We start from the raw sequence: 16,622 nt of genomic DNA, 5'->3' as shown, positions 1-16,622 counted from the left end.
TAATAAGGAATAATAAATACGTATAAACAAACATAAATAAGTGTTAAAACGTGCAGTTTTAGCGATATTTAAAATAAGTTATTATAAAATAACTGACTGACATTTAACTGACAAAACCTATTTTTTTAGGTTTAACTGACATTTAACTGACAGTCAGTTTTCATTATTTAAATAGAAGTTTACTTAGATTATCAGAAGCTTCTTTGTCCATTTCCTCTAAAACATGAGAATATCTATTCATAGTTATTTTTATATCTGTATGACCTAATCTTTCAGAAACCACTTTCATGTTAGTACCCCCCAACAAAAGCAAACTTGCATTTGTATGTCTCAAATCATGTACTCTAATATTTCTTAAATTATTTCTTTTAATAAAGTTATGAAAAGTTTTACTTAATGTTGCTGGTATCCATGGATTTAAATTTGTATTTAAACACACTAAATTATTTTCATTTTCAAGTGTGCCTTGCAATTTCATTTTGTTCTGTTTTAATTTTTCTATTTTTAATTTTTCAATTAATTCCTTTGGAGCTGATAAAGTTCTTTTTGATTTTGCAGTTTTTGGTTCTTTAAAAGTTATTTTACTATTTGCATATATGAGAATTTGATTAATATTTATTATACTATTATCTAAATCAACATCAGACCATCTAAGACCAGCTACCTCTCCGATTCTTAAACCTAACAGCAACATTAAGAGAATGGGTATCTCTATCAAACTATCTTTCAACTTCTCTATTAACAACAGTGTTTCTTCTCTATTATATATTTCAATTTCAGATGTAACGTTTTGAGCTGGTAATTTTACAAAATCGCAAGGATTTTCAGATATTTCTTTTAGTCTATAAGACTCTTTTAAAACAGAAGATAGAAAATTATATCTAACTTTTGCGGTTGTTGAGGCAGAACCGTCAAAATTTTTATTTATAAAGATTTGAAGAAGGCTAGGGTTTACATCTATCAAGATTGTATCTTTAAAAAAAGGCTCTATATAATTTTTAACCCACGATTTTCTATTTACAGTTGTATAAGGAGACCATTTTTTTTCATTTGACATTATGTATTTATAACACCTCTCTACAAGAGTTGTCTTGCTTGGAGCAATAAACTTATTATTGTTTATAGTTGACTTTATTTCAATTAAATGTTTTTCAGCATCCTTTTTCTTTTCATAGCTTCCATAACTTTTTTGTTTTATCTTACCAGTTGTTTCTTCTATGTACTCCACATATACATAGAATTTCCCCCCTCTTTTTCTTATAAAAGCTGATTTGATGTTCATATGTACACTCCCTTTATAAGTTTTTATATAAAAGAGCAGTTATACTGCTCTAATTATATCTAATGAATATTAAGATGTTTTTTCAAAGCTTCTTGAAGTATTTGAGAAAAATTAACCTTATGTTTCTCAGCTTCTCTGTTAAGCCATTGCGGAATAGTAAGAGTCTTTTTAACAGAGTAATTTTCTATAGCTTTTCTGTGAATCGGCATATATATTTCTATCAAAGTAGGTATTTGATTTTTCTCTAAGTTTAATTTATCTATAGTTGTTGCACTTGGTATTGTATCGTTATCTTCTTCCATACCATACAGATGTAGTCCTAGAGCTTCTTTAGCCATTTTTAAGGCTTCTTCTGTTGTATCTCCACATGTAAAACAACCTGGTAAATCGGGAAATTCTACAGAAATACCATCTTCATCATAGCTAAATATAGCTGGATATACATATATATCTTTTTTCATTTTATCAACTCCTTAAAGTTTTTGTAAGGAGAGAGGGATTAACTAATATTAATCCCTGCTTGTTTAAAAATACTTTTTACAGTTCTAAGAGGTAAATCTTTATTCGGGTGAGGAACAGTAACTTTACCTTTTTTAGTAGGATGTTTAAATTGTGTTGGTCACCAACACAATTTACTTCATACCATCCATCTGCATTGAGTATTTTTAAAATTTCTCTTGAAGAATAAGATTTCATACTCCCTCCTTACAATCATATTATAACACGTATTTAGATACGTGTAAATAGAGGAAGGTAAATTAAAATATAAATTTAAACATGAAATTAATAAAAAACAATACTATAGAATAATATCTTAAATCGACATATACTTTTAATAAAAAATATAAAATAATAATACATTATAAAAAAAATTATATAAATAAGGAAATATAAAAAAATATAATAAAAAACACGATTATTAATACATACAAAATGGAAAAAACTTCCAAGTCTCTACAAAATTCGATTTTTTTATTACAATTACGGTTTTTTTATTGCATTAACAAATCAAAAGTATTATTATGTAAGTAAGATAATTATCAAAGACAATTCTGAATAATCGGAAAACATTTTTAGAAATGAAAGGGTATAATTACATAAGTTTTATTAAAATTTATTGGGAGTTTTTAACTAAAAATAAGAACGTAAGTTCTGATAATAGGGGGATGGTATATGTGCAGTATACAAAAAGATTAATATTGGAAATAGAGAATTTATTTAAAAACTTTAAAGAAGTTGAGGAAGAGGAATTTAAGAAGTATGAAAAGATGTTGAAAGAAGAGAAAGAAAAAAGAGAGGTGTAGTTCCTCTCTTTCAAATATATTATATTTATCAGTTTTAATTGTCATTATGTTCAATATTTTTTTCTGTTACAAATACTTTTGCTATTTTTAACATTTTATCTCTAGTTTCTTCATCTAAGCTAAGAACTACCTTTATTAACTCTTTTATGTCGTCTGTACTATTTAAACTGTCTATAAATTCATAACTTTCGTCAATATTTAGTTTTTCTGTATCTGATAAACCAAGAATATAATCAGTAGATACATCAAAAATTTTAGCAAATATTATTAACTCATCATCTCTTATTGCTCTTTCACCAGATTCTATTCTATTCATAACACTTGTATTTATATTTGCTTTTTCAGACAATTCTTTTTGTGACATACTCATATTTTCTCTAAGATATTTAATTCTTTGACTTGCATCCATATATAATCACCTCGAAAATTTTCTATTATGGAAATATAATAGCATATTTTTCTATAATAGAAATAAGAAATTTCTAAAATAAATATAAAAAAGTCTTGAATTTCTATTTTAGAAATGATATTATTAAAATATAGAAATTGCTAAAATAGAAATTGAGGTGAATGTATGAAAAAGATAAACCATGATTTTATAAAAAAAAGAAGAAATACATTAAATTTATCTTTACAAAATGTTGCAAAAGAGTTAGGTTTTAAAAACGCATCAACTTATTTTAAATACGAAACAGGACAATATTCAATTAGAGCTGATATGTTACCTAAATTATCTAAGATACTTGATTGTGATATAGAAAATTTTTTTACAAATTAAATTTCTGAAATAGAAATTTTATGAGGAGGATTATAAAATGAACAACTTACAAGTAATAGAAAGAAATAATGAGAGAGTTCTAACTACACAGCAACTAGCAGATGTTTATGAAACTGAAATTAGAAATATAAGTAACAATTTTAATAATAATAAAGAGAGATTTATTGAAGGTAAACATTATTTTTGTCTGCAAGGTGATGATTTAAGGACATTTAAACGCGATTCATATGATATAGGAATTGCACCTAATGTAAACAAACTTTATCTTTGGACTGAAAGAGGAGCAAACAGACACTGCAAAATATTGGATACTGATAAAGCTTGGGAGCAGTTTGATAATTTAGAGGAAACATATTTCAAAGTTAAGCAACAGAAACCATCTTGTATAGAAGATGTTTTAATAGAAAGTTTAAAAGAAATGAAAGATTTAAGACTACAAGTTAACCGAGCTAATAACATTGCATTAGAGGCAAAGGAAGAAGTTGAAACAATAAAAGATGTAGTTTCATTAGATTCAACTAGTTGGAGAACAGATACACATCAACTAATCGCAAGAATAGCAAAAAAACAAGGTGGTTTTGAACATATAAATATGCTTAGAACAGAAAGTTATGAATTATTAAATAAGAGATTTGGAGTTGATTTGCATAGAAGATTAATCAATAAAAGAAGAAAGATGGCAGAAGAAGGGGTATCTGAATCTAAAAGAGAGAAAGTGAATAATTTAGATGTAATACAAGATGATAAAAAACTCATAGAGGGTTACGTATCTATTATAAAAGATATGGCTCTAAAATATGGAATATCAGATTTAAGCAAGAATTAGGTCAAATAAAATTAGCGCTTTGAAAACTAAATACAGAATATTCAAAAAGAGGTGAGATAGATTGAATAGTAAAAAGAAATATACTCTAAGTATTACAGAAGAATTATATGTTAAATGCAAAGAAAAAGCTAATCAAAGAGGTATGTCAGTAAATGAGTACATACTGTCAGTGATTAGCAAAGCTTTATAAATGTTATTCTTCAATATTGACTTTTATTTCTCCTTTTATTTGTTCATAATTTTCAACATGTTTTTTAATTAGTTGTTCGATTTCTTTATTAGCAGAGCGACCTTCGCTTTCAGCGATATATTTAATTTTTTCAAGCAAAATTCTATTTATCCTTAAAGTGTATTTAGGTAACACAGATGACATAATAATACCTCCTTTTTAAAGTCTAAATGATGTCATTATTATATCATAAAAATAATTTGTAGAAAATCTATAAATTATATTGACGGCATAAAGACGGCGTGTTATTATTAAAACAAGAAAGGAGTTGACGGCAAAATGAACTCAAATAAAAAGAGAATAACTGTTAGGATGCCTGAAAAATTAAATGAAGAAATAACAAGAAAATCAAAATACTTAGGATTAACTAAAAACTCATTTATAATAGATATTTTATGGAAAGAGTTTGATTTATCTGAATATAAAAATAGTCATAAGGAGGATGGAAAGTATGAATAATCTACAAATATTTAAAAATTACAATTTTGGTGAGATAAGAACTATTGAAATTGATGGTAAACCGTATTTTGTAGCAACAGATATAGCAAAAGCTCTTGGTTACTCTAACACTAGAGATGCAGTTAAGAAACATTGTAAGTGGGTAGCGAAATGCGACATACCTCATCCACAAAGTAATTCTAAAGTTTTGAAGGTAAATATTATACCGGAAGGCGATATGTATAGGCTTATTTCTAATAGTGAATTACCAAATGCAGAAAAATTTGAGAGTTGGGTATTTGATGAAGTATTACCATCTATTCGTAAAACAGGCACATACAATAGTAGAAAAACTAAGGATACTAAAGATGAATCAGAAATAAAATACATGAATGCTCAAGCTAGATTAAAAAATGCAAGGGCAAGGGAAGCAAAGATATATCTAGAGATAGCAGAAAATGTAGACATAAAAGAGTATAAACAGATTATGTATTCTAAAGCAACAGAACAACTGTATGGAGAAGCATTAATACCATTACCTGTAGCAAACGAAAAAACTTATTCAGCTACAGAAATAGGTAAAATATTAGGAGTTTCAGCTAATAAAGTTGGAAGTCTAGCAAATGCTTATAATTTGAAAACAGATGAATATGGCATTAAGGTTTGGGATAAGGCTAAACATTCAAATAAACAAGTTACAACTTTTAGATATTATGAAAATGTGATACCTATTATAAAAAAAGCTTTAAGTAGTTTTGATAACTAGATAAAACTAGCACTTTGAAAATTAAATACAGAATATTTTGAAAGGAATGATTAGATTTGAAATTAAAGAAATTTCAAGAAGAGAAACCTATAATCTTTTCAATTGTATTAAGTTTATTAGTTTCTCTATTAACAAACATAACTATTGTTTTAATAGCCATAAAGCTATCAAATTAGTAAAAAGAGAAGTTATAAAAGCTACTAAAATAGGAATGTAAATTGATTGAATCTTAAACTTTTTATTATTTTTCATTTCATTTTCTATAAAAGCTTTACCTTCAAGAGTAATTTCAAAATATGAATCGTATCTAAATTCAAATTCATCAGAATTTTTAAAAGCATGAGCAATAGAAATAAATTTATTATCATAGAGATATTTCAAGCGAGGTTGATAATTATCAACACCTTTTACATTTAATAAAATTTCAAATTGATATGCATTAAGAGAACCTTTTTCATTTAATAACCTTAATATTTCATAAGTAATTTTATCCATAATATTACCACCTTTCAAGTGTATGGAATATATTCCACATTTATATTATACCATGTAGAACAGAGGTGATTAAGTGTTAATAGGCGACAATATAAGTCAAATACTAAGAAAAAGAAATATAAAACCTTATAAATTAGCAAAGGAATTAGGCATAAACGAAAGTGGATTCTATAAGATTTTAAGAAATGAAAAGAAAAATCCAACCATAAATACTTTAATAAAAATAGCTGACTATTTAGACATTACATTAGATGAATTAGTTGGAAGATAGGAGTGGTAAAAATAAAGAATAAAGAAAAAGCATTATTACTTAGATTAATTTTAATTGTAGTTTTCTATTTTTTAGGAATAGAGTTTAGCAAGATTTTCTTTAAATAGTTTACATGTACAGAAAGGGTGAGATAAAAATGAGTGTAGCATTACAATTCATAGATACAAGAGACTTAGTGCAAGAGCTAATGCGAAGAGATGATACAACAGACATCATCAAGATGTTTTTAGATAGAGAAGGAATTAAAAGAATGGAGTTAATGACTATAGAAGAATTTTGTGATTACTTAAAAGTATCTGATGTAACAGCTAGAAATATGGCAAGAGAAACTATGAAAACAAAGGATTTTATTGTTTTTAAAATGGGAAGAAAATACATGATTGATAGAATATCATTCGAAGAATTTATTATGAAAAATGCAATGAAAGATAAAGATGTATTAAAAAAGAGAAAGGGGGTGATTTAGTTGAGTGTAAAGGTGCTAATAGCTTATGTACAGTTCTGTAAGCAATATAATAAGAAAGCAAGTTTTGACGGTCTTAGAAAATACAACGAGGGGATAACATCATGAAAATAATCTATAAAAACAAAGTTTATAAGGTAGAGAAAAACAAAGAGTTGTATAAGATTACATACTATGATGAGCAGAAAAGTAACAAGAAGTTTAATAGAGATAAGAAAGTTAAAAGAAGTGCATTAACAAGAGATATAGATTTAGTTAACTTGTATTTACCAGCATATTTAAAAATAAAATGAGTTTAATCTATAAGTAATTAAAGAGAAAGGTGATTAGATGCAAATAGAACAAACAACAATACGCCTGCCTAGAGAACTTAAAGACAAGCTTCTAAAACAGGCAAAAGTTAAAGGATATACATTAAAAGATATGATAGTTTTTATTCTAAAGGATTATCTTCAAAATATTTCTCAAGAATAAATTCAATTTCTCTACCTATAGAACGTTTATCTTTTTGTGCAAGTTGTTCAATTTTCTCAAAAAGAAGTTTATTAATCCTTAGTGTAAATCTCTTATCTTCTTCACGAGTATAAATATCTTTATTAGACATATTTTATCATTCCTTACATTAAATTTGACGTCTTTATGACACTTTAATAATAAAATAATATAAAAGAAAAGTCAACAAAAATGCTTGACGTCAAATATATGACGTGGTATTATTAAAACAAGAAGGGAGTTGACGTCAAATATATGACAAATGAAAGAGTTAGATTTACATTTAGATTACCAGCACCATTGCTTGAAAAAATGAAAGATAGAGCATCAATAGAAGGTAGTTCCATGAATTCGCTTATATTACACATACTTTGGGATTACATAAAAGAAATAGAAAATAAGGAGGTTGAATAATGGTTGGATTAGCAAAAAAATTTGATTTACAAACAATTAAAGTAGGGAATGCAGTAAAAGTAAATTGTAAAAGATTTAAGTTTGAAATTAACTGCATTGTAGTAGTAGCAACAGAAAATGAGTTAAATTTAGCATACTATGACAAAGAAAGAGGTTGCATGGAGTATCAAGCATTAACAACAGAAGATATTAAAGATAATGATTATGAAGTTGAAAATTTAAACTAGGAGGCTTTGTTATGGAAAGTTTAAAAAAAGTAAAAAAAATGGTGCAAAACCAATTAGATTTAGCTGAATTAGAGATAAGCAAAAATAGTAAGCTTTATGAGGAACTTAGAAGTAAGGAGAGAGATTTAATAGATGATATGCACATGAGAGAATATCTAGGAGAAATAGTTGCATGGCAAAGAGTAAAGTATGCTGTTGAAAATATTCTAGGCGGTATAAATGCAGAGATTGAAATAAAAGAATATGAAGAAAGTGAGGATTACAAGATATTTCAATTAATTTCAGAAGAACTTGAAAGAGATATACCTATAGATGTTCAGATATAAGAAAAGAGCCTAGGTTGAGGCTCTAATCAAAAAACAAAAAATAAATTTAATAATTATATATTATAGCATAAGGGGGAAGAAATGAAAACTAGAAATGAAATAATTAAGGATTTAGAAGATAGATTATTTTTATTAAAGTTTACTAGATTTGAAGGAATCGAAGCAGAGCAAGCTTTAGGAAGTATTGCAGGATTAGAATATTGTATAAAAAGGCATAAAGAAAATTGGACAATAGAGCAGTTTAAAAAAGATTTAGAAGAACAAAAATCAGATGGATTATATGGAGATTATATAGATGGATGGGAAGGAGTTTTAAAAAGAAATATAAGGGAAATGGAGGGTGAACTTGTTGGAAGTGAATAATATTTACATTAAATTAATGGATGTTAGAGTCAAATTAAGTAAATTGAAATTAAAGAAAAGCGGAGAGAATAAGTACTCTAACTTTAAATATTTTGAGTTAGCAGACTTTTTACCACAAGCAACTGAACTACTTGAAGAAGTTAAATTATGCCCTATAATAACCTTTACAAATGACTACGCAACACTAACATTAATAAATGGAGAAAACCCCACAGAACAGATTGTATTCACTTCTCCAATGCGAGACTTGCAACTTAAAGGTTCTAATGAATTACAAGCACTAGGAGGGATAGAAACCTATCAGACTAGATATTTGTACATTCAGTTACTTAACATAACTGAGAATGATAGTTTTGACGCAGTAAGTGGAAAAAATGAAGTTAAAAATAATTCTAATAATACCCAGCAAGGTAATAGAATATTAACCGACAAACAGTTAAGCAGGTTATATGCAATAGCAAGTAATGCAAATGTTGATAAAGAAAGTTTAAAAGAAAAAGTATTTAAGAGATTTGGAAAAGAGATAAAAGATTTAACAAAACAAGAGTATGACACAATTTGTAATGCTTATGAAAAGCAAAATCAAGAGTAGGTGATATATTGAATTTTAACAACGAAACATACTTTCATATAAATTTTGATGACCCATTTACAAGAGTACCTAATACAATACTCGACAATGAAAATCTTTCTTATTCAGCTATAGGGGTAGTCACTCAAATGTTAAGGTTTCAAAGGTCGGGTAGTCATAAAGTTTATGCAAAATCATTAATAAGCTATAGAAAAGATAGCAAGACAAAGGTAAGCAATGCCTTAAAAGAACTTATACAAGAAGGTTTTGTTACTAGGACACAAATAAAGAATGAAAAAGGTCAAATGAAAGGTTATAGATATGATATTTTTGATACACCTCAAAATGTAAATTCTGAAAGTGTTGAAACGACTGAATCTCAACCGTGTTCCGATTTCCCGACTCCGGTAAAACCGGAAGCTGGTAAAACCGAAGTCGGTGAAACCGGAAGCCGGCAAAACCGGGGTCGGGAAATCGGCAACATAAAAGAAAATAGTATTAAAAAGAAAATAGGTTTAAAAGAAAATGATATTACTACTACTGTTATTGATGAACAATCTGAAAAAAATAAAACTGTCTACATAAAAAAATATTATGAATCTTATATAGGTGTAATTACTCCAAATAACTTTCTTCAGTTAATGACTTATTTAGACGATGGAATGGAAGCTGAGGTTATCATAAGAGCTGTTGATGAAGCTGTAGGCAGTGGAGTTAAGAATTATAAGTATATCAAAACAATATTAAATAATTGGATAGAAGCAGGTGTAAAAACCAGTTTAGAACTTACAGAGTATCAAAATGAGTTTGAGAAGAAAAAAAAGAGTAAACAGGAGAAGAAGCAGTCTAATAATAAAGTTGTGAATACTCCTAATGTGAGTAAAAATAAGTTTCATAACTTCAATGAAACATTTACTCAATATTCACCTGACGAACTAGATGACATAATTAAGAAAAGTCAAAAGGTTAAATTTAAATAAAATTAAACTTCTAGGAAGTAAATACTATATTATCACTTCCTAGAAAGGGGAGGTATAAAATGGCAAGAATATATGCACAGAAATGTGGGAGTTTAGATATTCAAGATAGATTAGAATTATTGAAATTACTTGGTAAGGCTGGATATACAGTGAGAATAGGTAAGGAGAAACAAAATAGCAAGACAACTTACACTTACTTTGTTGAGTACACAGAAGAGCAGGAAGAAAAATAAAAAGGGGGCTATTAAAATGAATACAATAACTTTAGTTGGGAGATTGGCTGCAGATGCTGAGCTGAAATATCTTCCAAACTCGGGTACACCTAAAATTTTATTTAGGGTAGCGGTAGATAGAAAATACAAAGATAGAGAAGGAAAAAAGAAAGTTGATTTTATACCTTGTGAACAGTTAGGAAAACATGTGGAAAATCTTGTACAGTATCTTACAAAAGGTAAACAGATATACGCTTTTGGAGAATTAAATATAGATAATTACAAAGATGAAAATGGTTGCTGGAAATCTATTACTAAGGTTAATGTAAATGCTTTAGAACTACTTTCTAGTAAAAATGATAATAATGCTAAACAAGAATATGTACCACCAGGATTAGACCCACAAGGTTTTCAAGCGATAGACGATGATGATATACCTTTTTAATTAAGTTAAATAGTCTAGGGAGTAACTATACAATATTACTTCCTAGAAGTTAAAAAATATTGGAGGTAAATAATATGAATGAATTAGTAAAAATAACGGATAAAGAAATAGCAAAATGTATAAAGTTACAAAAAGGATTTGCAAAGAAAAAAGATTGCCCTCATTTTGCGCCAAAGGATGGGATTTGCTGTAGATGTGGAAGAAATATTTATCAAAACTATGAGATAAGGTTTTTTAAAGAAACTAGAAAATCTAAAGGATATGCTAATATAGCTGGTAAAGAACTTATAACTGGATGCCCACATTGCAGTAGAACTTTCTGTGATTAAAAATACAAAAATTATTAGGGAGTTAATATAACTATTAACTTCCTAGAAGTTAAAATATTGGAGGTCTAAGAGTGAAATATGAGTGTGAGAAAGCCTTCTTAGAATTTGATAAGGGAAGTTTTGAGATAAATGGTACAAGAACTGAAGAAGTAACGTTCGAGAGTACAGAAATAGACAATCCGTTTGAGCGAGTAAAATATGAAGGGACTTTTGAAATAGTATCTGGATGGGAGTATCTACAAAGAGAAATGTTGTGGCTTAAGATATTGCATTTATCAGCAGTTGTAGCAAAAATAATGCAATATAAAATGTTAGGTATTTCAAAATGAGGAGAGCTGAAATGTTAGAGACGATAAGAAAAAATAAGATTAATGTTTGTTATCAATGCAGAAATGAAGATATAAGTGAAGATGCAAGATATTGTAAGATTTGCGGAATAGGATTAAGAGTTATGGAATTAGTAAGTGTTTTTAACTTTGAAACAGGAGAAGAAGAATTTTCATTTTTAACAGGTAAAGAATGTCTTATAGATTTTGGAGATTTAAGAGAAGGCAATATGTGTAAATTATTCTTTGAGAATTCAGAATTAAGAATTATTGGAGTAGAAAATATTTATCAAGATAGTAGAGGTATATTTATTGAAGCTGGTGAGTGCAGCTATGAAATAATATTTAAAGATTTGGAGTGGTAGAATATGGCTAAAATTTGGGTAGATGCTGGAACATTTTTAGAAAGAACTAAGGATATAGAAGATATGTTTGAATTTAATCTAAGAAAAGTAAGGGATAGAAATAAAAAAGCAAATGTAATTGATTTGCGTGTAAATGATGAGGGGCAAGGAAGAAAAGGTAAAAAAGTAGAGTGTTTTAATATTGTGACTGGAGAAACTAAAGTATTTAATACTGCTGTTGAAGCAAGTAAATACGTATATTTTACAGATGTTTATATTGCTCATTTAGCAAGAACAGGTAAGGTTTCTAAAAATGGATGGAAAGCTAGATATATTCAAGAGGTGACAGATGGTATTGGCAAATGTGGAACAAGTAATTAAGTTAGCTGAAAAGATATTAAATAAGAAAAAGTGTTCTGTTAATAAAGCTATTGATATAGCTATAAAAATATTGAGTAGGTACGAATATGAGGGGATGATTAAATGAGTCTAATTAAATACAGAGGTTATGATTTTGAAAATGAGAAATGGATTTATTCAAATACGATAATGATGAGTAATGTACTCGAATGTTTAGTTATGTTGACAGAAGATTGTAAATGGCAGAAGGTATCCAATGTTGGAATCTTCTCTAAACGTTGGTCTGGAAATAATAAAGAAATTTATGAGGGAGATATATTGAAAGAACCTTATGATACTAAAAATAAATATGAATATGGAATTGTAAAACAACAGAATTATGCTCTTGAATTGTACATTGAATGGCATTATTTAAAGCAATTTGAAGGTAAATGGGAGGAACTTACAAGTAAAGCAACTATAATGAATAGCAAAGAATATATAGTAGTTGGTAATGAATGTGAGAATTTGGAAGAAATTAGAAAAGAGTTTTTGGAGTATAAGGAGATGTTGCAAAATGAACATCTTGGCTAGTGTGCTACTGATAGGAATTAGTTTTATAACTGGTAGAGTTTATGAGTATAGATTGAATCTAAAAGAGTGTGAAAATTGTGATAATATGGGAGGGTTTAAGAATGAATGATAGATTAGAAATGATAAATGCTTCTGTAAATTATATACAGATGATATGTGAAAGTTCAAATATAGCTATTATAGCAGAGCAAGGAAGAGTTAGAATATTAGATTTAGAAACTAAAGAAAAATATGATTTATTAAAAAATAAGCTCGAGGAAATATTAGAAGAAATATAAGTGAAAATATCTAATTAAAACAGTTTAGAGAGTTGCAAAATGTATTTTAATATAAATTATTGTTGAAGTGTTTTGTGACTCTCAAAAATGAAATAAAGGAGTATTTAAAATGAAAAAATATAAAATTAAATTTGAGGAAAAAGTGACTTTGGAACATGAGGTTATAGTTGAAATACCAAAACAAACAAATATAAAAGATGTTTGCGATTGTATAGAACATAAATGCCAAAGAATATATGATATAGCAGATTATATAAAAGAATTTAATGGGAGACAAATAGACTTTGTAGAAGATACTTGTGGAGAGACTGAAATGGTGGTTGAATCATTTAGAAAATGCAAGGAGTGATTTTATGAAGTATATCGCAAGTTTTAGTGGAGGAAAAGATTCTGCTGCAATGCTCCTTCTAATATTAGAAAAAAAGCTTCCATTAAATGAGATTGTTTTCATAGACACAGGATTAGAATTTAAAGAAATCTATGACATAATAGATGATTTTGAGAAAAGAATAAACTTTAAAATAACAAGAATTAAAGCAGAAAAAACCTTTGAAGAATACTTTTATACAGTAAATGAAAAAGGCAAGCGTAAGGGGCAGATATGGGGTTTTCCATATACTCTAGGGGCATGGTGTAATAGTAGATTAAAGATTGCTCCTGCTAATAAATATTTTAATAAATTAGGAGAGCATAAGAGGTACATTGGAATTGCTTTTGATGAACCTAATAGATACAAAAGATTAGAAAAAAACTGTATAGCACCATTATTTGAAGCAAAAATGACTGAAAAAGATTGCTTGAAGTATTTGGAAGAAAAAGGTTTCTATTATGAGATTCATCATAGATTCAAGAGGACTGGTTGCTACTTATGCCCTAAACAAAGCTTAGAGAGCCTTAGAACTCTAAGAAGATATTATCCAGATTTGTGGGGGGGTATGCTTAAACTAGACAAAGATAGCCCAACGACTTTTAAAGCTGATGGAACTACAGTACATGACTTGGAAAAGCGATTTAAAAATGAAGATATAGAAAATGAAAGACAAATAAATTTCTTTAATAAAGGAGTGATTTAGAAATGGATTTACCAGATAATGTTATCGAAATTGATATATTAAGAATTAATAGAAATAATGATAAGAAATGTAAGTGTAAGAATAGAGAATTTATAGTAGATACAGTCAATAAATCTGTTCATTGTTCAGAATGTGGATTTAGAGTAGAACCATATGATGCACTATATGAACTAGCAATGAATTTTGAAAGAGTAAATGGGCAAGTAAACACATTATTAAAACAGAGAAAAGAAATAGCCAGTTATAAACCACACTTAATGGTATTTAAAAGACTTGAAAGTAGTTACAGGGGTAAAAAAATGTTACCAGTATGTCCGATTTGTGGAGAAGCATTTTATTTTGAAAATTTAACTTCATGGATTAATAAAGATTTTTATGAAAGAAGAAAAAATAAATAAAATAATTGGTCAAGGTAAGTTTATGAATGAAACTAGAATGTTATAGACTTACTTTGACTTATAAAAAGGAGTGGTCAATATAGTTATTACAGAGTTCAAAGTGACTTGGCAGACAACAAGAGAATGGGAAAAAGGGAACATATACAGCTCTATATTTACTGATTTAGAAGAAGCAAGAGCTTTTAAAGAAAATGAAGAAAATATAAAAGAAAATTACAATGTGAAGCTTTTAAGCAGAGCTATAGTCGAAATTGAAATAGATTAATTTTTAAAAGGGTGTGAGCTTATGATACATGAATTAAAAATACTACCTCAATATTTTAAAGAAGTTGTAAATGGGAACAAAAATTTTGAGGTTAGGAAGAATGATAGAAATTTTAAAAAAGGTGACTTGTTGGTGCTACAGGAGTTTGATGGAGAAAAATATACAGGTCTTGAGACACGCAAAGAAATTACTTATGTACTTGATAACAACGATTATCTGCAAGATGGGTATGTTGTTTTAGGAATAAAATAAATGTTTTGTGACTAGGAAGTGAGTTTATGAAACGAAGAAGATGCAGTTGGTGTGGGAAATTATTTTATCTTGATGAAAAATCTAAGGATGTTTATTGTTGTAAAGAATGTAGAAAGAAGGCTAAGAAGGTGAAAAAATGAAAGTTTTTCTTGTAATAGATGGAGAACCGGTTGGTAAAGAAAGACCTAGATTTAATTTGGCTACTAAAAGGACCTATACACCTAATAAGACTAAGAGTTATGAGGAGTTAATAAAATGGCTATATCAATCTAAAGTTAAACATTACTTTGAAGGTTATATAAAAATGACTTTAAGATGTTACTATTCTATAGCTAAAAGTAACAGTAAAAAAGTTAAAGAGCAGAAAAGAAATAATGTGTTAAGACCTAGCAAGAAACCCGATATTGATAATGTAGTCAAGGTTATAGCTGATTCACTCAATGAGATAGCTTATAAGGATGATACACAGATTGTTGAGGTTGTAGCTAGTAAATACTATAGTGATAATCCCAGGGTTGAGGTTATATTAGAAGATGTTATCTAACCAATGAAAAAATCCGTTTGTTAGATTAGGTCCTTAGTTTTTCATAAAAATGTGAAAAAGCTAAATAAAGAATATATCAAATGACAAAGGAGAGATAGATTATGAATGAAAATATAAATAAAGAAATAACTGTACTTGGAACTTTAGAAATCGAGGGAATGAAATTTCATGATATTGAGGGTGGATTTGGAGAAGATAAGAAATCAATGTCAGTAAAGGATATAGCTAAGATACATAATAGAGAACTTAAACATGTAAATGAGCTTATAAATAATAATATAAAAAGATTTAAAGATGGTATAGATATTTTAGATATAAAAGTGAGTCGTTCAGAGCGACCAAGTTATTTAAAATCACTTAGTTTGGAAATGGGTTACTCTAATCAATCTTATGCAAATGCAAATAACATATATTTGCTATCTGAAAGAGGCTATTCAAAACTACTTAAAATATTGGAGGATGATATAGCTTGGGAACAATACGAGAAAATAGTTGATGGATATTTTTCTATGAGAAAAGAATTAAATAATCCTCTTTTAAGTGCATCAAAGGAGTTACAGGCTATATTTATGCTAGATAAGAAACAAGAAGTCTTAGAAACTAAAATAGAGAGTGTTAATGAGAAATTAGAGAACTTTATGGATGATGCACCACTTTTTAACGTTGAGTGTGAGTGTATTGTTAAAGAGGTTAAGAGGGTAGCAACAAAATCACTTGGTGGGCATGGAAGTAAGGCTTATAAAAATAAATCTTTAAGAGGTAAAGTATACAGCGATATATATCATCAGATTAAACGAGAGTTTGGAGTAGAAAGTTATAAGGCTATAAAGCGTTGCCAGTTAGATAAAGTATTAGAGATTGTAAACAATTATAAGTTACCTATAGTGTTTGAGGATGAAATAAGACTTTTAAATAGTCAATTATCAATAGTGAGTTAAAGAATGAATTGACTTTTATCTTTTAAAAGGTAAAACCTTCAATAGTTAATTAAAAAAGAA

The 16,622-nt window shown here is 27.9% G+C and carries 38 protein-coding genes and 1 pseudogene; 32 read left to right on the top strand and 7 right to left on the bottom strand.

Annotated features, from left to right (window positions below):
• Nucleotides 1-163: 163 nt before the first annotated feature.
• The 3 genes and pseudogenes from KGF48_RS14770 to KGF48_RS20735 all read right to left on the bottom strand — a co-directional run.
• Nucleotides 164-1,282: a site-specific integrase gene (locus tag KGF48_RS14770; protein ID WP_227850570.1), complete on the bottom strand. Its 1,119-nt coding sequence runs from the start codon at nucleotides 1,280-1,282 to the stop codon at nucleotides 164-166.
• A gap of 59 nt (nucleotides 1,283-1,341) precedes the next feature.
• Complete coding sequence (locus tag KGF48_RS14765) at nucleotides 1,342-1,743, bottom strand: type II toxin-antitoxin system HicB family antitoxin (RefSeq protein WP_074179295.1); 402 nt, start codon at nucleotides 1,741-1,743, stop codon at nucleotides 1,342-1,344.
• Between the two features lie 38 nt (nucleotides 1,744-1,781).
• Nucleotides 1,782-1,847, bottom strand: a pseudogene (locus tag KGF48_RS20735) (hypothetical protein); the annotation flags it as partial.
• 610 nt (nucleotides 1,848-2,457) lie between these two features.
• Between KGF48_RS20735 and KGF48_RS20390 the strand changes: the two are divergent.
• On the top strand, nucleotides 2,458-2,586 hold the full coding sequence (locus KGF48_RS20390) for a hypothetical protein (RefSeq protein WP_255287830.1): 129 nt from the start codon (nucleotides 2,458-2,460) through the stop codon (nucleotides 2,584-2,586).
• A 34-nt stretch (nucleotides 2,587-2,620) separates the two neighbouring features.
• Here KGF48_RS20390 and KGF48_RS14755 read toward each other — a convergent pair whose 3' ends face one another.
• Complete coding sequence (locus KGF48_RS14755) at nucleotides 2,621-2,995, bottom strand: helix-turn-helix domain-containing protein (RefSeq protein ID WP_227850569.1); 375 nt, start codon at nucleotides 2,993-2,995, stop codon at nucleotides 2,621-2,623.
• 165 nt (nucleotides 2,996-3,160) lie between these two features.
• Here KGF48_RS14755 and KGF48_RS14750 point away from each other — a divergent pair, with 165 nt between their 5' ends.
• From KGF48_RS14750 to KGF48_RS20385, 3 genes are all read left to right on the top strand, one after another.
• Nucleotides 3,161-3,364 carry a helix-turn-helix domain-containing protein gene (locus tag KGF48_RS14750; protein ID WP_021423652.1) on the top strand — a complete coding sequence of 68 codons (204 nt, stop codon included), beginning with the start codon at nucleotides 3,161-3,163 and terminating at the stop codon, nucleotides 3,362-3,364.
• 37 nt (nucleotides 3,365-3,401) lie between these two features.
• Entirely contained in the window at nucleotides 3,402-4,190 is a 789-nt protein-coding gene (locus KGF48_RS14745) for an ORF6N domain-containing protein (RefSeq protein WP_227838823.1), read from the top strand.
• A 61-nt stretch (nucleotides 4,191-4,251) separates the two neighbouring features.
• Nucleotides 4,252-4,380: a hypothetical protein gene (locus tag KGF48_RS20385; RefSeq protein ID WP_255613034.1), complete on the top strand. Its 129-nt coding sequence runs from the start codon at nucleotides 4,252-4,254 to the stop codon at nucleotides 4,378-4,380.
• A 3-nt stretch (nucleotides 4,381-4,383) separates the two neighbouring features.
• Here the strand turns inward: KGF48_RS20385 and KGF48_RS14740 are convergent, their stop codons facing one another.
• Entirely contained in the window at nucleotides 4,384-4,563 is a 180-nt protein-coding gene (locus KGF48_RS14740; protein WP_227868209.1) for an Arc family DNA-binding protein, read from the bottom strand.
• 135 nt (nucleotides 4,564-4,698) lie between these two features.
• On the opposite strand from KGF48_RS14740, the gene KGF48_RS14735 reads away from it, so the two are divergent.
• Together KGF48_RS14735 and KGF48_RS14730 are read left to right on the top strand one after the other, a co-directional pair.
• The gene (locus KGF48_RS14735) at nucleotides 4,699-4,878 is read left to right on the top strand and encodes a hypothetical protein (RefSeq protein WP_227841850.1); all 180 of its coding nucleotides are present in this window, start codon (nucleotides 4,699-4,701) and stop codon (nucleotides 4,876-4,878) included.
• Nucleotides 4,871-5,623 carry a BRO family protein gene (locus KGF48_RS14730; protein WP_227841849.1) on the top strand — a complete coding sequence of 251 codons (753 nt, stop codon included), beginning with the start codon at nucleotides 4,871-4,873 and terminating at the stop codon, nucleotides 5,621-5,623. The genes KGF48_RS14735 and KGF48_RS14730 overlap by 8 nt, the downstream gene beginning before the upstream one ends.
• Before the next feature lie 141 nt (nucleotides 5,624-5,764).
• Here KGF48_RS14730 and KGF48_RS14725 read toward each other — a convergent pair whose 3' ends face one another.
• A complete protein-coding gene (locus KGF48_RS14725; protein ID WP_021385584.1) occupies nucleotides 5,765-6,118 on the bottom strand; it encodes a hypothetical protein in 354 nt (117 codons plus the stop codon).
• A 73-nt stretch (nucleotides 6,119-6,191) separates the two neighbouring features.
• Here KGF48_RS14725 and KGF48_RS14720 point away from each other — a divergent pair, with 73 nt between their 5' ends.
• From KGF48_RS14720 to KGF48_RS14710, 3 genes are all read left to right on the top strand, one after another.
• The gene (locus KGF48_RS14720) at nucleotides 6,192-6,389 is read left to right on the top strand and encodes a helix-turn-helix domain-containing protein (protein ID WP_227868208.1); all 198 of its coding nucleotides are present in this window, start codon (nucleotides 6,192-6,194) and stop codon (nucleotides 6,387-6,389) included.
• 136 nt (nucleotides 6,390-6,525) lie between these two features.
• On the top strand, nucleotides 6,526-6,855 hold the full coding sequence (locus tag KGF48_RS14715; RefSeq protein WP_227868207.1) for a helix-turn-helix domain-containing protein: 330 nt from the start codon (nucleotides 6,526-6,528) through the stop codon (nucleotides 6,853-6,855).
• Between the two features lie 101 nt (nucleotides 6,856-6,956).
• Nucleotides 6,957-7,145, top strand: coding sequence for a hypothetical protein (locus KGF48_RS14710; RefSeq protein WP_227850567.1), 189 nt, complete (start codon nucleotides 6,957-6,959; stop codon nucleotides 7,143-7,145).
• Between the two features lie 140 nt (nucleotides 7,146-7,285).
• On the opposite strand, the gene KGF48_RS14705 is transcribed toward KGF48_RS14710, so the two are convergent.
• Nucleotides 7,286-7,456, bottom strand: a complete 171-nt coding sequence (locus KGF48_RS14705; RefSeq protein ID WP_021362432.1) for a hypothetical protein — start codon at nucleotides 7,454-7,456, stop codon at nucleotides 7,286-7,288.
• Between the two features lie 143 nt (nucleotides 7,457-7,599).
• Between KGF48_RS14705 and KGF48_RS14700 the strand changes: the two genes are divergently transcribed.
• The 23 genes from KGF48_RS14700 (at nucleotide 7,600) to KGF48_RS14595 (ending at nucleotide 16,562) form a co-directional block, all read left to right on the top strand.
• Nucleotides 7,600-7,758: an Arc family DNA-binding protein gene (locus tag KGF48_RS14700; protein ID WP_227850566.1), complete on the top strand. Its 159-nt coding sequence runs from the start codon at nucleotides 7,600-7,602 to the stop codon at nucleotides 7,756-7,758.
• On the top strand, nucleotides 7,758-7,985 hold the full coding sequence (locus tag KGF48_RS14695; RefSeq protein ID WP_227854850.1) for a hypothetical protein: 228 nt from the start codon (nucleotides 7,758-7,760) through the stop codon (nucleotides 7,983-7,985). The genes KGF48_RS14700 and KGF48_RS14695 overlap by 1 nt, the downstream gene beginning before the upstream one ends.
• A gap of 11 nt (nucleotides 7,986-7,996) precedes the next feature.
• Nucleotides 7,997-8,311 carry a hypothetical protein gene (locus KGF48_RS14690; protein ID WP_227864938.1) on the top strand — a complete coding sequence of 105 codons (315 nt, stop codon included), beginning with the start codon at nucleotides 7,997-7,999 and terminating at the stop codon, nucleotides 8,309-8,311.
• 81 nt (nucleotides 8,312-8,392) lie between these two features.
• On the top strand, nucleotides 8,393-8,674 hold the full coding sequence (locus KGF48_RS14685) for a hypothetical protein (protein ID WP_227868206.1): 282 nt from the start codon (nucleotides 8,393-8,395) through the stop codon (nucleotides 8,672-8,674).
• Entirely contained in the window at nucleotides 8,667-9,266 is a 600-nt protein-coding gene (locus KGF48_RS14680; RefSeq protein ID WP_227842010.1) for an ERF family protein, read from the top strand. Before KGF48_RS14685 ends, KGF48_RS14680 begins: the two co-directional genes overlap by 8 nt.
• Before the next feature lie 8 nt (nucleotides 9,267-9,274).
• Nucleotides 9,275-10,225 (top strand): DnaD domain protein, encoded by a 951-nt coding sequence (locus KGF48_RS14675; RefSeq protein WP_227868205.1) that lies wholly within the window; start codon nucleotides 9,275-9,277, stop codon nucleotides 10,223-10,225.
• Nucleotides 10,226-10,284: 59 nt separating this feature from the next.
• The gene (locus KGF48_RS14670) at nucleotides 10,285-10,458 is read left to right on the top strand and encodes a hypothetical protein (RefSeq protein ID WP_021369343.1); all 174 of its coding nucleotides are present in this window, start codon (nucleotides 10,285-10,287) and stop codon (nucleotides 10,456-10,458) included.
• Between the two features lie 16 nt (nucleotides 10,459-10,474).
• Nucleotides 10,475-10,882, top strand: coding sequence for a single-stranded DNA-binding protein (locus KGF48_RS14665; RefSeq protein ID WP_077745233.1), 408 nt, complete (start codon nucleotides 10,475-10,477; stop codon nucleotides 10,880-10,882).
• Nucleotides 10,883-10,956: 74 nt separating this feature from the next.
• Entirely contained in the window at nucleotides 10,957-11,211 is a 255-nt protein-coding gene (locus KGF48_RS14660; RefSeq protein WP_077745234.1) for a hypothetical protein, read from the top strand.
• A gap of 71 nt (nucleotides 11,212-11,282) precedes the next feature.
• Nucleotides 11,283-11,540: a hypothetical protein gene (locus KGF48_RS14655; RefSeq protein ID WP_227868204.1), complete on the top strand. Its 258-nt coding sequence runs from the start codon at nucleotides 11,283-11,285 to the stop codon at nucleotides 11,538-11,540.
• Nucleotides 11,541-11,551: 11 nt separating this feature from the next.
• On the top strand, nucleotides 11,552-11,902 hold the full coding sequence (locus tag KGF48_RS14650; RefSeq protein ID WP_227868203.1) for a hypothetical protein: 351 nt from the start codon (nucleotides 11,552-11,554) through the stop codon (nucleotides 11,900-11,902).
• A 3-nt stretch (nucleotides 11,903-11,905) separates the two neighbouring features.
• A complete protein-coding gene (locus KGF48_RS14645; protein WP_227841839.1) occupies nucleotides 11,906-12,262 on the top strand; it encodes a hypothetical protein in 357 nt (118 codons plus the stop codon).
• Entirely contained in the window at nucleotides 12,231-12,368 is a 138-nt protein-coding gene (locus KGF48_RS14640; protein WP_194150845.1) for a hypothetical protein, read from the top strand. The genes KGF48_RS14645 and KGF48_RS14640 overlap by 32 nt, the downstream gene beginning before the upstream one ends.
• Nucleotides 12,365-12,814: a hypothetical protein gene (locus tag KGF48_RS14635; RefSeq protein ID WP_227868202.1), complete on the top strand. Its 450-nt coding sequence runs from the start codon at nucleotides 12,365-12,367 to the stop codon at nucleotides 12,812-12,814. The genes KGF48_RS14640 and KGF48_RS14635 overlap by 4 nt, the downstream gene beginning before the upstream one ends.
• Nucleotides 12,798-12,923, top strand: coding sequence for a hypothetical protein (locus KGF48_RS20380; RefSeq protein WP_255642527.1), 126 nt, complete (start codon nucleotides 12,798-12,800; stop codon nucleotides 12,921-12,923). Before KGF48_RS14635 ends, KGF48_RS20380 begins: the two co-directional genes overlap by 17 nt.
• Nucleotides 12,916-13,092 carry a hypothetical protein gene (locus KGF48_RS14630; RefSeq protein ID WP_227868201.1) on the top strand — a complete coding sequence of 59 codons (177 nt, stop codon included), beginning with the start codon at nucleotides 12,916-12,918 and terminating at the stop codon, nucleotides 13,090-13,092. The genes KGF48_RS20380 and KGF48_RS14630 overlap by 8 nt, the downstream gene beginning before the upstream one ends.
• A 109-nt stretch (nucleotides 13,093-13,201) precedes the next feature.
• A complete protein-coding gene (locus tag KGF48_RS14625; protein ID WP_227868200.1) occupies nucleotides 13,202-13,441 on the top strand; it encodes a hypothetical protein in 240 nt (79 codons plus the stop codon).
• Between the two features lie 4 nt (nucleotides 13,442-13,445).
• The gene (locus KGF48_RS14620; RefSeq protein ID WP_227868199.1) at nucleotides 13,446-14,165 is read left to right on the top strand and encodes a phosphoadenosine phosphosulfate reductase family protein; all 720 of its coding nucleotides are present in this window, start codon (nucleotides 13,446-13,448) and stop codon (nucleotides 14,163-14,165) included.
• Nucleotides 14,166-14,167: 2 nt separating this feature from the next.
• The gene (locus tag KGF48_RS14615; protein ID WP_227868198.1) at nucleotides 14,168-14,563 is read left to right on the top strand and encodes a hypothetical protein; all 396 of its coding nucleotides are present in this window, start codon (nucleotides 14,168-14,170) and stop codon (nucleotides 14,561-14,563) included.
• Nucleotides 14,564-14,633: 70 nt separating this feature from the next.
• On the top strand, nucleotides 14,634-14,828 hold the full coding sequence (locus KGF48_RS14610) for a hypothetical protein (protein ID WP_227868197.1): 195 nt from the start codon (nucleotides 14,634-14,636) through the stop codon (nucleotides 14,826-14,828).
• A 21-nt stretch (nucleotides 14,829-14,849) separates the two neighbouring features.
• Complete coding sequence (locus tag KGF48_RS14605; RefSeq protein WP_227868196.1) at nucleotides 14,850-15,080, top strand: ASCH/PUA domain-containing protein; 231 nt, start codon at nucleotides 14,850-14,852, stop codon at nucleotides 15,078-15,080.
• A gap of 136 nt (nucleotides 15,081-15,216) precedes the next feature.
• On the top strand, nucleotides 15,217-15,624 hold the full coding sequence (locus KGF48_RS14600) for a RusA family crossover junction endodeoxyribonuclease (protein WP_227868195.1): 408 nt from the start codon (nucleotides 15,217-15,219) through the stop codon (nucleotides 15,622-15,624).
• Nucleotides 15,625-15,725: 101 nt separating this feature from the next.
• A complete protein-coding gene (locus tag KGF48_RS14595; RefSeq protein WP_227868194.1) occupies nucleotides 15,726-16,562 on the top strand; it encodes an ORF6C domain-containing protein in 837 nt (278 codons plus the stop codon).
• Nucleotides 16,563-16,622: the final 60 nt, after the last annotated feature.

This window comes from Clostridioides sp. ZZV15-6388 (genome assembly GCF_020657755.1).
Classification (GTDB): Bacteria; Bacillota; Clostridia; order Peptostreptococcales; family Peptostreptococcaceae; genus Clostridioides.
Note: the sequence above shows the minus strand (reverse complement) of the source record. Positions and strands in the feature narration are given on the sequence as shown.